The sequence below is a fragment of the Streptomyces justiciae genome, from assembly GCF_015163075.1.
Lineage (GTDB): Bacteria > Actinomycetota > Actinomycetes > Streptomycetales > Streptomycetaceae > Streptomyces > Streptomyces justiciae.
This window is the reverse complement of the sequence record NZ_JADDXU010000013.1, coordinates 175,017-189,464: the sequence shown is the minus strand read 5'-3', so window position 1 is coordinate 189,464 and position 14,448 is coordinate 175,017. Positions and strand designations below refer to the sequence as shown.

Here is a 14,448-nt window from a genome sequence, read left to right as displayed (position 1 = left end):
CAGCCAAGCGGCGCCCGCACGCGCGGGGAGCACATGAAGGCTCGGAAGGAGGCTGCTCCTTGCCAGTGCTCCCTCAACTGCCAGGCGCGGCGTGTCACATGATGGAGCGTCCGTGCGCGGACGAGGGAGCCGATGCGCACGCGAGTGCCTACGACGGTGAGGGGTGCCGACGGGCGGGACAAGGGCCGCAAGCAGCTCTCACAGCGGCTGGGATCCCGGAGTTGACGGTCGATGAGGTGCCGCCGCTAATCCTGGTCCTCGACCCGGTAGATCGCTGCACAATACGCGACGCGCTGCTCCGTACCGGGACGGACCCTCGTGCATAGCTCTTGCTCCGAAAGCTGACCTGTGCCTGACTGGCAGCGACGCCGAGGGGGAATGAATGGGCAACTGGGTCGTGATCGCGGAGTACTACAGCGACGTGTCCAGGACCGAGTTCATCTGCCGCGGGCTGGAAACGAAGGACCAGGCACTTACGGCACTCCATGCAGCCGTCCACACGTATCTACCGAGCAAAAACATCGTCGAGAAGCGGCGTCAGGTGTACCGCTTCACCGACCAGGAGACATACCTGGTGGTGATCAAAGGCAAGCTGACACAGTGGGAGTGCACCCTGCGCATCGCGGAGCTGGTCTCGGACTCGACCGACCCGGCCGTGGCCAAGCAGGCGCAAATGGACGACGGCGCGGCACAGGTGGCTGATGGACCGCAGGACCGGATCCCGCCCGGCTACTGAGCAGCGAACCGAACTGGCGCTCAAACCAGTCGCCCTGGTGCGTAGGTACGTAGTCGTCGAGCGGGATTCGATCACGGGTGGTCTCTTACCGGGATGCCGGGCGCGAAGTATGTGGCGGCGGCGACCAGCCGGTCCCTGTCGAGGCGCCACCCGTTCACTGCCCTGGACGACGGTGCAACGTCGGCGGGCACGGGAACGAGACGGCTCAGGGCTGCACGAGCCCTGGGGCCATCCCCAGGCAGAGGGGGCGCACCCTTGGGCACATGGATAGTGGTGGACTTGTATCTCGCGGGGTTCCCGCCGAGGAGCACACCCGTCTCTCGCCCACCCTCAACGCGACCTTACGACTCATCGACGTATACGCCATGAACAGCCCGCCCACACCGAAAAGCGGCAAGCCCAGTATCCGGCCGAGCAACGGCACGTCCGGAAGCAGCAGCACCGCGGTGAAGAAGGCGGAGGCCCCCACGATGCCACTAGTCCGGCGATCCCAGCCGTAGCGCACCTGGGCCGCCCCACCGCACTGCAGGCGGTCAGAGCCGCCGCCCTACGGACCATCCACCAAATCCGACCAGAGCTGTCCCGGACCGTGAGGACGCCGCGTCAACGCGCGCAGTTCACCTATTGGCCATCTTGAGTACCCCTGGAATTACCTCGCAATTCTCAGCTGCTTCTCACATCCCACCGGTTTTGTGTCCTGCGTCGCCCGATCGGGCCGTACGACGAAGGAGGCGCATGGTGGCACTACCGGTGACCACGTGGCGGAAACCCGAGAGCCGGGAGGAGGAGCAGCCCCCGGCAGAGGAACAGCCGTTGCACGTGGCCAGCAGGCTGCACTCGTTCAACCGGTTCGAGCTCAAGTACCTCGTACCGGTCGAGGAGGCGGCCGAGATCCGGGACGAGCTGGCCGAGCGGATGGACCGCGATCTGAACAGCCCGGTCGGCGGGTACGGGGTGTGGAGCCTGTACTACGACACACCGCAGCTGCGGTTCTACTGGGAGAAGATCGAGGGCCTGAAGTTCCGGCGCAAGCTGCGCATCCGCCACTACGGGAACCTGGACGGGGTGACCGACGAGTCCCCGGTGTGCGTGGAGATCAAGCAGCGGGTCAACCGGGTCACACAGAAGCGCCGTATCACCCTCCCGTACGGCGTCGCCCGCCAGTTGTGCGACGGCCGAGAGATGGTGGAGCACTCCGCCAGGGAAAGCGCCTTCATCCAGGAGGTGCTCGAACTCGTCGTACGACTGAATCTGCAGCCGACAGCGATCACCGGCTATCAGCGCGAGGCGCTGGTCGGCCGGGCCGCGGACACCGGGCTGCGGGTGACCTTCGACCGGCGTATCCGCGGCCGGGACCGGGACTTCCACTTCGGTACGGAGAACCCGGAGAACCGCTTCACCATCCCGCCGCACCTGTCGGTGATGGAGATCAAGGTCAACGAGCGCACCCCGTACTGGATCACGGACCTGGCGGCCCGCCGCAACCTCAGCCTCATCCGGGTCTCCAAGTACGTGCAGTCCATCGAGGCGTTCGGGCTCGCGCCCCGGTCCGTCTTCCACGTCCACGAGGCCGACCATCCATCGCCTCACACCCCCACCACGAACGGGCTGTCCGAGCAGCCCTCGGCGCGTCAGGCGCCCTTGAAAGCAGGAGCACAGTGAACTTCGATCTGCAGGAACTCAGCGGCACGTTCAGCGTCGCCGATGTCGTCGTGGCCATGGCGCTGTCGTTCGTCCTGAGCACGTTGATCGGTTACGTGTACCGGTACACGCACCGCAACGTCTCCTACAGCCAGTCCTACGTCCAGACCCTCGTCATCGTCGGCATGATCGTCGCGCTGATCATGCTCGTCGTCGGGTCCAACCTGGCCCGGGCGTTCTCCCTGGTCGGTGCGTTGTCCGTGGTCCGCTTCCGTAACGCGGTCAAGGAGACACGCGACGTCGGCTTCATCTTCCTGGCCATGGCGATCGGCATGGCCTGCGGCGCCCGCTTCTACACGCTGGCCGCGGTCGGCGCCGTGGTGATCTGCGCCGTCATGCTCGTCATGTTCAAGTTCAACTGGTTCGCCCTCAACGTGCAGCGGCAGGTCGTCAAGGTCCAGGTGCCCGCCGGTGAGGATTACGGCCCCGCCATCGGTGACGTACTGATCAAGTACACCAGCGAGTTCGAGCTGGTGAGCACCGAGACGATCCGCGGCGGCGCGCTGACCGAGGTGTTCTACACGGTGCGCATGAAGAAGGGCACCGAGCCCGGCGACCTGGTGGCCGCGCTGCAGGAGCGGACAGCGGGCCAGCGGGTGACGGTGCTGACCGGTTACGACTCGACCGACCTGTGATGGCCGGCGGCAGCGAGGCGGTCCCCACGGCCGCTGTGCGCAGGCCGCGGCGGATGCGGGACCGGCTCCCCGTACGGCTGCGGCACCACTGGAAGCCGGTCGGCGCCGTCTGCGCGGGACTGGTGGTGATGGTCTCTTTCTTCGGCGACGCCCGAGTCTCGCCGTACGTCACCTCCTCCTCCCGCGTGGAGGCGGACGCCATCACGCAGAACGTCGAGGGCACGGTCGACCTGTACGACACCGCGGTCTCCCACTCCATCCAACTGGAGTACGACCAGACCGACTTCACCAAGATGATGAAGGAGTTCCGCGAGGACGGGACCAAGGACTACATCGAGGCCGACCTCACCATCGACGGGGTGTACCTCAACGACGTCGGAATCCGCCTCAAGGGCAACTCCACACTGTCGTCCCTGCGCGGAAGCGGCCAGGGCATGCCCGGTGGCGGCCGGACCATGCCCGAAGGCGCCGAGCAGGGCGCCCCGGAGGCGCAGCAGGACGGCGCGACCGGGGGCCGGGACCGCGGCCAGGCCAATGGCGGCGGTCCCGGCGGGGCCGGCGGGATGGGGGGCCTGATGACTAACTACAACCTGTCCGAGAAGAAGCCCGAGGAACTGCCCTGGCTCATCAAGATCGACGAGTTCGTCGAGGGCCGCGCCTATCAGGGCGAGCGGGAGATCTCGCTGCGCCCCGGAAGCAACGGCCAGGTTCCGGCGAACGAGGCCCTCGCGCTGAGCCTGACGGACACCACCGGTCAGAAGAACGAGCGGTACGCCTTCACGTCGGTGAAGGTCAACAACCGTCCGGTCGCCGCCCGGTTGATGGTCGAGAGCCCGGACACGGAGTACGCGGAGTCCATCGCTGACGGCAACGGTGTGCTCTACAAGGCGCGGGCGGGCGGCAGCTTCGAGTACAAGGGCGACGACCCGACCGACTACGAGGAGTCGTTCAAGCAGCTCAACAAGGTGGGCAGTCAGGACCTGGAGCCGGTCATGAAGCTCATCAAGTGGGCCAACGAGGCGTCGGACGAGGAGTTCGAGAAGGAACTCGACCAGTACGTGGACGTCGAGTCCCTGGCGACGTACCTCGCCGCGCAGAACCTGCTCTTGAACTTCGACGACATGGCCGGGCCCGGCAAGAACTACCTGCTGTGGTACGACCTGGACACCAAGAAGTTCTCGGTCCTGGGATGGGACTACAACCTCACCTTCAGCGGTGACGCGACCTCGGGCCCGGACGACGACACGGGCATGGGTGGTGCCTTCGGTGGTGGCGCTGGAGGTGCCACTGGGCAGAGCAGCCAGGGCAGCCAGGGCACAGGTGGCCAAGCCGGGCAGACCATGCCCTCCGGGATGCCGTCAGGAATGCCCGAAGGAATGCCTTCGGGGATGCCCGAGAATCTGCCGGAAGGCATGCCGTCCGGAATGCCTTCCGGTCTGCCGGGCGGTCAGAACGGCCAAGGCGGTCAGGGCGGTGAGGGCGAAGGCGGTGGGTTCGCCGGAATGATGGGCCACCCGTTGAAGGAGCGCTTCCTGGACTCGGACGCCTTCGATCCCGTCTACAAGAAGGCGTACAAGGAGCTGTACGAGAAGTTCTACGGCTCCGGGACCGCCCTGAAGGCGCTGAACTCCATCGCCGAACAGGCGGGGAAGGCCGGTGCCGACGGCAAGGAGCTGGACTCCGCCGTCGAGAAGCTGCGCAAGACGGTCACCGAGCGTACCGCGGCACTGGCCAAGAACAAGGAGGTGACCGGCTGATCACCGGCGCCCGGACGGCAGTCCCCCGTGGGGCGCCGTCCGGGCGTTCGGCGCACCGCGAACGCCTCACCATCGAAGGAAGGTCCATGCCCGTCGCGTCGTCGGCGCCCGCGCCGCCCCCACACAATGTGCTTGTCGTCGAGGACGACCCCAGCATCCGCACCTTGCTCACTTCCGCCCTGCACGCCGCCGGCTACTCCGTGAGCACCGCCGACACAGGCCAGACCGCCATGTTCGAGGCCGGTCGCGGCCAACCCGACCTGATCGTCCTGGACGTTGGCCTTCCGGACATCGACGGCTTCGCGGTGACCCGTCATCTGCGGGCTGAGGGCGTCTATACGCCGGTGCTGTTCCTGACGGCGCGTACGGACGTCGAGGACCGCATCATCGGCCTCAGCTCCGGCGGCGACGACTACGTCACCAAGCCGTTCCACGTGCAGGAGGTGCTGCTGCGCATCCGTGCCATCCTGCGGCGCAGCGACATGCCACCGGGCGGAGGGACCAGGAGGCCGCCGCTGCGGTACGCCGATCTGGTGCTGGACCAGCAGACCCACGAGGTGCGCCGGGCCGGTCTGCCCATCCAGCTGTCGCCCACCGAGTTCCGGCTCCTGGTCTGCCTGCTTGCGCAGCCGGAACGCGTGGTGGGCAAGAGGGAGATCCTGTCCGAGGTCTGGCACTACGACTTCGCCGGTGACGCCCGCATCGTCGACACCTATGTACGCAACCTGCGGCGCAAGATAGACCGGTTCGAGCCCCAGCTCATCCAGACGGTCCGCGGTGTCGGCTACTGCCTGCGGGCCGCACGCCCCGGACCGGGGGCGGCGGCGCTGTGAGGCGGTGGCTGCGCCGGCTGAAACCGCGCTCGCTGCGTGCCCGCCTGGTGCTCGGCGTCACGCTGCTGGCCACCTCGGCGGTTCTGCTCTGTCAGGCGGCAGGGCTCGCCCTGCTCCACTCCTGGCTGACGGACCAGGTCGACGGGCGGCTGACCCGTTTCCAGCCGGTGCCCCAGCTGTATCAGGACGTGGCCGACGGCCGGACGGCGTCAGGAGCGCCCGGCAAGGCGGGCAGCCTGCCTTCGGACTACCGGGTGTACTTCTACGACAGAGGCGGCCACCGGCTTGCCATGTCGCTGAGCGGCGACGGGGGCAGTGCCGGGCCGCGACTCCCGAAGTCGGAGGCGGAACTCGGCCTCAAGAACGGCCGACCCGCCACGGTCGCCGCGACCGACGGAGGCAGCACCTGGCGGGTGATCGCCCGGTCCGGCACCGACGGCACCCGGGTCGTGGTGGCGCTGCCTCTGAAGGAGGTGGACGAGGCGACCTCCCGGATGCTGTGGTTCAGCCTCGCTGTCGGGGTGGCCGTCGCAGCGGGGGTCGTCCTCTTCGGCACCCTCGCTGTGCGGCTGGGACTGCGGCCGCTGGTCGGAGTCGAGCGCACTGCCAGGCGCATCGCCGAAGGTGAGTTGGAACTGAGCGTCCCGGACCGGCATGCGGTCACCGAGGTCGGCCACCTCAGCCGTGCCCTGAACACGATGCTCGACCGGCTGCGCACCGCACTGCGTCGCACCGAGGCGTCGGAGCAACGGCTGCGCCACTTCCTGGCGGACGCCGGCCATGAACTGCGAACTCCCCTCACGTCTCTGCAGGGCTTCGCGGAACTCCTGGTGCAGGAGCCGGAGATGAGCCTGGAACGACGCCAGGAGGCACAGCAGCTGATCGTGCGGAACGCCGACCGGATGAGCCGTCTCATCGAGAGCCTGTCCCAACTGGCCAGGCTCGGTGAGGTACCCGCGACGCGGTGGCAACCGGTCGACCTCCTCTCTCTCGCGGCCGACGGTATCGCTGCCGTCGCCGTGCGACACCCTGGGCGCAGCATCGGCCTCGGTACTCTCGCCGACCCCGAGGACGACGCCCGCGTGAACGAGCTGGACGTCGTCGACGCCGTCGGCGACCCGCATCAGCTGGCGCAGATCCTGTCGAATCTGCTCACCAACGCGTGCGTCCACACTCCGACCGGGACACACATCCAGGTGCGCGTCGGCACCTTCCGAGTCCGCCCACACGGGCCGGGCACGACGGGACCGGGCCGTACCAGCGCCAACGCTCCGTTCATACCCGGCACTCGGGTCTGTGCCGTCGAGGTCGCCGATGACGGGCCCGGCCTCGCCGAGTCGCACGCCCGGCGGGTGTTCGAGCGGTTCTACCGCGCCGATGCCGCCGAGCGGGCCGCGGCAGCGGGGTCCGGCCTGGGGCTAGCGATCGCCGCCGGCGGCGCAGAGGCCAACGGCGGCCGTCTGGAACTCGAGGCCAGGCCGGGTGAAGGCTGCACATTCCGCCTGCTCCTGCCGTATCAGCCCGCCGCTGCAGCGACGGCTGCCCCAGCTCCCGCTCCCCACACCTGCGTATAGGGCCGCATCGCTACCCAAAGGAGTGCCACCGGTGAAGCTCAGCACCGTACGACTGGGACAAGGCCGTACAGCCGCCGCACGTCTGCAGAAGAAGCACTGCGTGGTGCTGCCCTACCCGGACGTCGGGACGCTGATCGCCTCCGGCGAGGACTGGCGGGAACGAGCCGCTGATGAAAGCGATGAACGCCACAGGCTGGACGACATCTCCTACGCGCCCCTCATCACCCGGCCGAGCAAGATCGTTCGTGTTGGGCCCAACTACGCCGCACGGGTACAAGAGACAGGCACCTCCTTCCCCACCGTTCCGGTGTTCTCCGTGCGGCAAGGCGGCCAAGGCGTTGTCGGTGCCCGCGACGCCATCTGCCTGCCGGCCGAGGGACGGAACGTGGACTGGGGCGTGGAGTTGGGCCTGGTGATCGGGTGCCGGACCCGTGGGGTCACGGCCCAGACGGCGCTGCGCCATGTCGCGGGCTACACCGTCGTCAACGGCGTGGCCGCGCGGAGCGACTCGGGAAGCGCCCCCGCGTCGGGACTGTCCACCGACGTCACCCTGGTGGGCCCCGCCATGGTCACCACCGACGACGTGCCGATGGGCGGCCGCGGTCTGACGATGAGCTGTGTCATCGACGGGCGGGTCCGCCAGAGGGCGAACACCTCGCAGCTGATCTTCGACGTCGCCACCGTCATCGCCCATGTCAGCACCGTGATCACGCTGCTGCCCGGAGACCTGATCACGATGGGCAGACCGGCCGGACCCGGCACCGTTGGCGAACCCGAGGTCCTTCTGTACCCCGGTGTGGACATGGTCACCGAGATCAAGGGTGTCGGGGAACTCAGGAACTCCGTGGTGCGGTCGGGTTCGCAGTGAACCGTGGGAGCACTTTCGGCCATAGATCTGACTCCCCGTCAGTTCCCAGCGTTCTTTCCCCGCCTCCACAGGCAGGGCGGCAACAGTGAGGCCGCGGCCCGGACCAGGGCCTCAGAGCCGCAGTCTGCCGTCCCCTCACGCCTGAGGAAGCCATGACTCCCACCCCCCACCTCACCGAGACCACCGCCCGCCCGGAGCGCTTGGCCCCGTTCCAGCAGGTCGAGCGGCCCCTTCACGCACAGGCCGGTACCGCGACGGTCGACATCGTCGTGCCGGTCTACAACGAGAAACGCGCCCTGCCCGGCTGCCTGCGCACACTCCACGCCCGACTGGCGGCGGACTTCCCCTTTCCATGGCGGATCACGGTCGCCGACAACGCCAGCACCGACGAGACCCTCGCCACCGCCCGTCGCCTCGCCGACGAACTGCCGGGCGTCGGCGTCGTCCACCTCGACCGCAAGGGCCGCGGGCTCGCCCTGCGCACCGTCTGGGGCGCCAGCGACGCGGACATCGTCGCGTACATGGACGTGGACCTGTCCACCGGCCTCGACGGGCTGCTTCCGCTGGTCGCACCCCTGGCCAGCGGTCACTCGGACCTCGCCATCGGTTCCCGGCTGGCACCTGGGTCGCGCACGGTGCGCGGCCCGCGCCGCGAGTTCATCTCCCGCTGCTACAACGGCATCATCCGGCTCACGCACGGCGTCCGGTTCACCGACGCCCAGTGCGGATTCAAGGCGGCCCGCACCGAGGTGCTGCGGCCGTTGCTGCAAGTGACCCGCGACGACGCGTGGTTCTTCGACACCGAGCTGCTGCTGCTCGCCGAGCACAACGGCCTGCGGGTCCACGAGGTCCCCGTCGACTGGGTCGAGGACGTCGACACCCGGGTGGACGTGGTGAACACCGCCACCGACGACCTGCGGGGCCTGTGGCGGATGGCGCGGCTCAAGGCATCCGGCGACGCCCGGGTCGACGTACCGTCTCGCCCCGCACCGGCCGCCGAGCACCCCGACGCGGTCCTCGCACCCGCTACCCGACGTGGCCCGTTGTCGTGGGAGGTCGGCTGCTTCCTGGCGATCGGTGTCCTCTCCACGGTCGGGCAGGCGCTGCTGTACTGGCTGCTGCGAGGTTGGTGGAGCCCGGCCGTCGCCAACCTGGTCTCGCTGTTCGTCCTCACCGTCCTCAACACGGAGGCGAACCGACGCCTCACCTTCCGGTACTCCACTGCTCCGCCAGCGCGGGCGCACCTGGGCGCCGGAGGCCTGTTCGTCCTGGGGTACCTGGTCACCTCCGCCGCGGTGCTGGGGTTCAAGTCGATCGACCCCGGGGCCTCGACAGCCGCGGAGACCGCGATCCTCGCCACGGCATCCGTCGCGGTCACCTGCGTGCGCTTCGCCGTGCTGCGGCTGGCCGTCTTCACCAGCGCCCCCCGCCGTACCCGCTGACGAGAGCGACTTCCGACATGAGCAATCCCACGCACCTCAAGCCCGTACCGGCCGCCTCAACACCCGGCGATTCGCCTGCGTTCGTCCGCCCGCTGCCCGCCTGGGCGGCACCGGCCGCACTCGGAGCGATCCTCGTGCTCGCGGCCGTCCTGTACGGCTGGTCACTGGGTTCCCTGGAATGGGCCAACAGCTACTACTCCGCGGCCGTGAAGTCGATGGGGAAGAGCTGGACCAACTTCCTCTTCGGCTCCTTCGACCCGGCCGGGGTGATCACGGTCGACAAGCCGCCGGCGGCGCTGTGGCCGCAGGTGATCAGCAGCAAGATCTTCGGGCTGCACGGCTGGGCGCTGGTCCTGCCGCAGATGATCGAGGGCGTGGCCGCGGTCCTCGTCCTGCACCGCACCGTGCGGCGCTGGGCTGGGGAGGGGGCGGCGCTGGTCGCCGCGCTCGTGCTCACTCTCACGCCCATCACCGTGGCCATCAACCGGGACAACAACCCCGACACGCTGCTCGTCCTGCTGCTGGTGTCCGCGGCGTACGCGCTCACCCGCGCGTTGCAGGCCGAGGGCAGGACCGCGACCTGGTGGCTGTGTGCGAGCGGCTTCCTGATCGGGTGCGGATTCCTCACCAAAATGCTCGCCGCCTGGATGGTCATTCCCGCGTTCACCCTCGCCTGGCTCGTGGGAGGAAGCGGCCCCTGGATACCGCGAGTGCGGCGTCTGCTGGGCGCGGGGGCCATCCTGGCGGCGTCCTCCTTGTGGTGGGTCGCCATGGTCGCCCTGTGGCCGGGCGACCGCCCCTACATCGGCGGCAGCAAGGACGGTTCGGCCTGGGATCTCGTGGTCGGCTACAACGGGCTGGGCCGGGTCTTCGGCTCGAGCGACGGAATGTCCCAGAGCATGGGCGGGCTCGGCGGCGGGTTCGGTGGCGCGTCCGGCCTGGGCCGGTTGTTCAACGCGCAGGTGGGCGGCCAGATCAGCTGGCTGCTGCCAGTCAGCGCACTGGCCTTGGCCGTCGCCCTGGTCGGCGTGGTGATGCGCCGACGCGGCATGCTGTCCGCCGACGCCCTGCTGCCGGCCGCCGGCTGGCTGCTGTGGGGGACCTGGCTGGTGGTCTGCGCGGCCGTGTACTCGACACAGAAGGGCATCTTCCACCCCTACTACACCACTCAGCTCGCTCCGGCGATCGCCGCCCTGTGCGGCGGCCTGACCGCCACCCTGGTCCGTGCCCACCGTGCCGGCGTGCGCTGGGCGCCCCTGGTGGGCGTGGCCGCGGTCGCGGTGAGCGCGGTCTGGGCGGTGGCACTGGTCCGCCGCGACTCCGACTGGAACGGCTGGCTGGTGTGGCCGGTCCTGCTGCTCGGCTGCGCCGCGGTCGTCCTGCTGCTCCTCGCGCGGCGGCGTGGCAGGCTGCTGACGGTCGCCGTGGGTGCCGCCGTCGCGTCGGTCCTGGTGGCCCCAGGAGCGTGGGCGGTCAGCGTACCGGGCTCGACATCCGCGATGGGCGGCTCCAACCCGACGGCCGGTCCGACGACGTTCGGCTTCGGCGGGGGCGGCCGGATGCCCCGGCAGAGCGGGAACGACGGTGACCTTCCGTCGTCGGGGATGCCGTCGGGCTTCCCGGGTGGTGACGCGCCTTCGGGACAGTCCGGTCAGCCCTCCTCCGGCGATGTTCCTTCGGGCATGCCGTCAGGTATGCCGTCCGATATGCCCACAGGGGGAGCGAACGGCATGCCCGGCATGTCCGGAGGCTCGTCCTCGGGAGACAGCGACATGCCGTCGTTCCCCGGCGGCGGTTCCGGGAAGGCCCCGAGCGGACGCGGCGGCTTCGGCGGTGGCGCGGAACTCACCAACGAGCAGCGCAAGATCCTCGACTACGCGGTGGAGCACGCACCCCGCGCCCGCATCAAGCTCGCCGTCGAAGGCGGTGCCATGGCCGCCGGCTCCTTCATCCTGGGCTCCGACGAGACCGTCATCGGCATGGGTGGTTTCACGGGCAGCGACAACGCGCCGTCGGTGGACCAGTTGAAGGAGTGGACGAAGAGCGGGGAACTACGCTACGTCCTGGGCTCCGACACGAACGGCGGCGGCAGGCCGGGCATGCCCGGGTCCGGCAACCACACCAAGCAGCGTTCCGACTGGATCGCTGACAACTGCACCAAGGTTCCGGCATCGGCGTACGGCGGCACGTCGTCGGAGAAGAGCAGCGGTAGCGCGATGGACTTCGGAGCAGGAGCCGACGTGCTCTACGACTGCGCCGCCAAGTAGGCGACGCCGGAGCAACGGGGACCACACGGGAGAACGGACCAGCATCACGTCATGACCGAGCAGTCCGCAACGACTCGTCCGCGACATCGGCTTCTCGTGGTCGAGGACGAGCCCAGCATCCGCACCCTGCTGGAGGCGACGCTCCGCCTGACCGGATATGAGGTGAGCAGCACCGACACCGGACAGTCCGCCCTCGTCGAGGTCGAACGCCTGCGACCGCACCTGGTGCTGCTCGACGTGATGCTGCCCGACCTGGACGGCTTCGAGGTGACCCGCAGGCTGCGGGCGGCGGGTGACGACTGTCCGATCCTGTTCCTGACCGCCCGCACCGGCACCGACGACCGCATCCAGGGCCTGAGCGCCGGCGGCGACGACTACGTCTCCAAACCGTTCAGCATCGAGGAGGTGCTGCTGCGCATCGAGGCCATCCTGCGCCGCACGGCACCAGTGGACGCGGCACTCCCACTCCCGAGCGTCCTGCGCTACGCCGACCTCGAACTCGACGAGGGCGCTCACGAGGTGCACCGCGCGGGACAGTACATCGCCCTGTCCCCGACCGAGTTCAAGCTCCTGGCCTACCTCCTGTCCAACGCCGGCCAGGTGGTGAGCAAGGTCCAGATCCTTGACCACGTCTGGAGCTACGACTTCGCCGGTGACGCCAGGATCATCGAGACGTACGTCCGCTACCTGCGCAGGAAGATCGACTGCTTCGAGCCGCCGCTCATCCAGACCGTGCGCGGCGTCGGCTACTGCCTGCGGCTGCCCCGCGACCACGAGGGGACGCCGGAGCAGTGATCCCCCGCCTGCCCCGGCCGCCCGGCTCACTGCGACAACGACTGATCCTCGGCGTGACTGTCCTTGCCACGGCGGCGGTCCTGATCTCCCAGGCCATCGGCTACGTGGTGCTCCGCTCCTGGCTGCTCGATCGCGTCGACCAGCAGCTGGTGGAGTTCCACCCCCCGACCCCGGCCTTCTACGACGCCCTCCGTGGCGCTTTCCCCGCGCCGACCGAACGCCCGGACGTGCTGCCGTCGGATTTCCACGTCTACTTCTACGACTCCTCCGGGCATCGCCTGAACAACTCCCTCGGCACGGAGGCAAAGCCGGGGCCACGGCTGGCCGATCAGGCGCAGGACCTCGGCGTGCGGGACGGGCATCCGGAAACTGTGTCCGCCATCAGCGGTGACGGCCGCTGGCGGGTGTTGCTCAATCCCGGCCCGGACGGCATGAGCGCGGTGGTCGCCCTGCCGCTCGACACCGTCGACGGCGCCACCTCGAAGCTGTTGTGGCTGAACGCCGTGCTGCTCGCTGTCACGATCGCCGGCCTGCTCGCCCTGGGCCGGTGGGTGGTCAGGCTGGGACTGCTGCCACTGACCAGGACGGAGCGAACCGCCCAGGACATCACCGCGGGCCGGCTCGATCTGCGGCTGCCGGACACCGACCCGCGCACCGAGATCGGACGGCTCGGCCGGGTGTTGAATTCCATGCTCGACAAACTGCAGACCGCCCTGCTGGCCCGAGAGGCCTCCGAGGCACGGCTGCGCCGGTTCGTCGCGGACGCCGGGCACGAACTGCGCACTCCGCTCACCGCCATCCAGGGCTACGCCCAGCTCGCGCTGCGTCCGGAGCGGCGCCCGGAGCATGAGCTGCGGGAGGCCAACCGGTTCATCGCGCAGAACGCGGAGCGCATGAGCCTGCTCGTCGACGACCTCCAACTGCTCGCCACCCTGGACCGCGAACCCTCCTACCGCAGAGAACGGGTCGACCTGCTCTCCCTCGCGGCGGACGCGGTGAGCGCGGCCGCCGTCCACAGCCAGTCTCATCCCGTCGACCTCGGCCCGCTGCACACTCCGGCAGATCCGGGCGGCACCGAGGAACTCGATGTGGCCGAGACCGTCGGCGACCCGCGCCGACTGGGCCAGATCCTGGAGAATCTGCTGTCCAATGCCCGCGTCCACACGCCGCCGGGCACCCGTGTCCACGTACGGGTGGGCACGACAGAGACCGGACCCGGAACCGGCGGCACCGACCGGCCGGGACGCACCTCGGCCTCGCCGCCGCTCCCGGAGCGCCTCCCGGTCAGCGTGATCGAGGTGGCGGACGAAGGACCGGGCCTCGCCCCCGTCGACGCCGAGCACGTCTTCGAGCGCTTCTACCGGGCCGACCCCGCCCGTTCCCGCAGCCACGGCGGGAGCGGCCTCGGTCTCGCCATCGCCGCGGCCATCGCCCAGGGCCATGGCGGCCGTCTCGAACTCGATACCGTCCCGGGCGAGGGCTGCACTTTCCGCCTGCTCCTCCCCGCGGCCGACTTCGGGCAGGGCCGTTGATGAGTCGGTGCCTTCGGGTGCCAGAGGTGATGCGCGGTGCTCGCGCCGGTACGGGCGTCCGACGTTCCGACAGACAGTCGGCCACGCCGCGTCATGGCTGCGCCGAGGGGTGTCAGGCGTCGGCGGCGGGCGGCTCCGGGCGGCTTCGCCGCCGGCTGGGCTCCTGCCGCCGGGGCTGATGCATGCGCCGGTGGCCGTCTGGATCCGCTGCAGGACGTCGGCGGCCGCGTTGAGGTCGTCGAAGGTCAGGCCCTCCTCGTCACGCAGCTGGGCCAGGGCGTCCTTGAACGCCTCGACCAGGCGTATCG

General features: G+C 69.3%; 11 protein-coding genes. All 11 read left to right on the top strand.

The genetic code is table 11. The annotated features are described in order from the left end of the window. Positions 1 to 382 precede the first annotated feature (382 nt). Entirely contained in the window at positions 383 to 736 is a 354-nt protein-coding gene (locus IQ210_RS31860; protein WP_194082624.1) for a hypothetical protein, read from the top strand. 819 nt (positions 737 to 1,555) lie between these two features. Beyond that, complete coding sequence (locus IQ210_RS31855; RefSeq protein WP_194082724.1) at positions 1,556 to 2,398, top strand: polyphosphate polymerase domain-containing protein; 843 nt, start codon at positions 1,556 to 1,558, stop codon at positions 2,396 to 2,398. Beyond that, positions 2,395 to 3,072 (top strand): DUF4956 domain-containing protein, encoded by a 678-nt coding sequence (locus tag IQ210_RS31850; RefSeq protein WP_194082623.1) that lies wholly within the window; start codon positions 2,395 to 2,397, stop codon positions 3,070 to 3,072. Before IQ210_RS31855 ends, IQ210_RS31850 begins: the two co-directional genes overlap by 4 nt. Beyond that, positions 3,072 to 4,829 (top strand): CotH kinase family protein, encoded by a 1,758-nt coding sequence (locus tag IQ210_RS31845; RefSeq protein WP_194082622.1) that lies wholly within the window; start codon positions 3,072 to 3,074, stop codon positions 4,827 to 4,829. Before IQ210_RS31850 ends, IQ210_RS31845 begins: the two co-directional genes overlap by 1 nt. An 86-nt stretch (positions 4,830 to 4,915) precedes the next feature. Further along, positions 4,916 to 5,662, top strand: coding sequence for a response regulator transcription factor (locus IQ210_RS31840; protein ID WP_194082621.1), 747 nt, complete (start codon positions 4,916 to 4,918; stop codon positions 5,660 to 5,662). Next, positions 5,659 to 7,236 carry a sensor histidine kinase gene (locus IQ210_RS31835; RefSeq protein ID WP_194082620.1) on the top strand — a complete coding sequence of 526 codons (1,578 nt, stop codon included), beginning with the start codon at positions 5,659 to 5,661 and terminating at the stop codon, positions 7,234 to 7,236. The genes IQ210_RS31840 and IQ210_RS31835 overlap by 4 nt, the downstream gene beginning before the upstream one ends. A 31-nt stretch (positions 7,237 to 7,267) precedes the next feature. Then, positions 7,268 to 8,104, top strand: a complete 837-nt coding sequence (locus IQ210_RS31830; protein WP_194082619.1) for a fumarylacetoacetate hydrolase family protein — start codon at positions 7,268 to 7,270, stop codon at positions 8,102 to 8,104. Between the two features lie 152 nt (positions 8,105 to 8,256). Then, entirely contained in the window at positions 8,257 to 9,546 is a 1,290-nt protein-coding gene (locus tag IQ210_RS31825) for a bifunctional glycosyltransferase family 2/GtrA family protein (protein ID WP_194082618.1), read from the top strand. Positions 9,547 to 9,563: 17 nt separating this feature from the next. Next, positions 9,564 to 11,813: an ArnT family glycosyltransferase gene (locus tag IQ210_RS31820; RefSeq protein ID WP_228048668.1), complete on the top strand. Its 2,250-nt coding sequence runs from the start codon at positions 9,564 to 9,566 to the stop codon at positions 11,811 to 11,813. A 51-nt stretch (positions 11,814 to 11,864) separates the two neighbouring features. Next, on the top strand, positions 11,865 to 12,608 hold the full coding sequence (locus IQ210_RS31815; RefSeq protein WP_194082617.1) for a response regulator transcription factor: 744 nt from the start codon (positions 11,865 to 11,867) through the stop codon (positions 12,606 to 12,608). Next, complete coding sequence (locus IQ210_RS31810) at positions 12,605 to 14,140, top strand: sensor histidine kinase (protein WP_194082616.1); 1,536 nt, start codon at positions 12,605 to 12,607, stop codon at positions 14,138 to 14,140. Before IQ210_RS31815 ends, IQ210_RS31810 begins: the two co-directional genes overlap by 4 nt. The last annotated feature ends 308 nt before the right edge of the window (positions 14,141 to 14,448 follow it).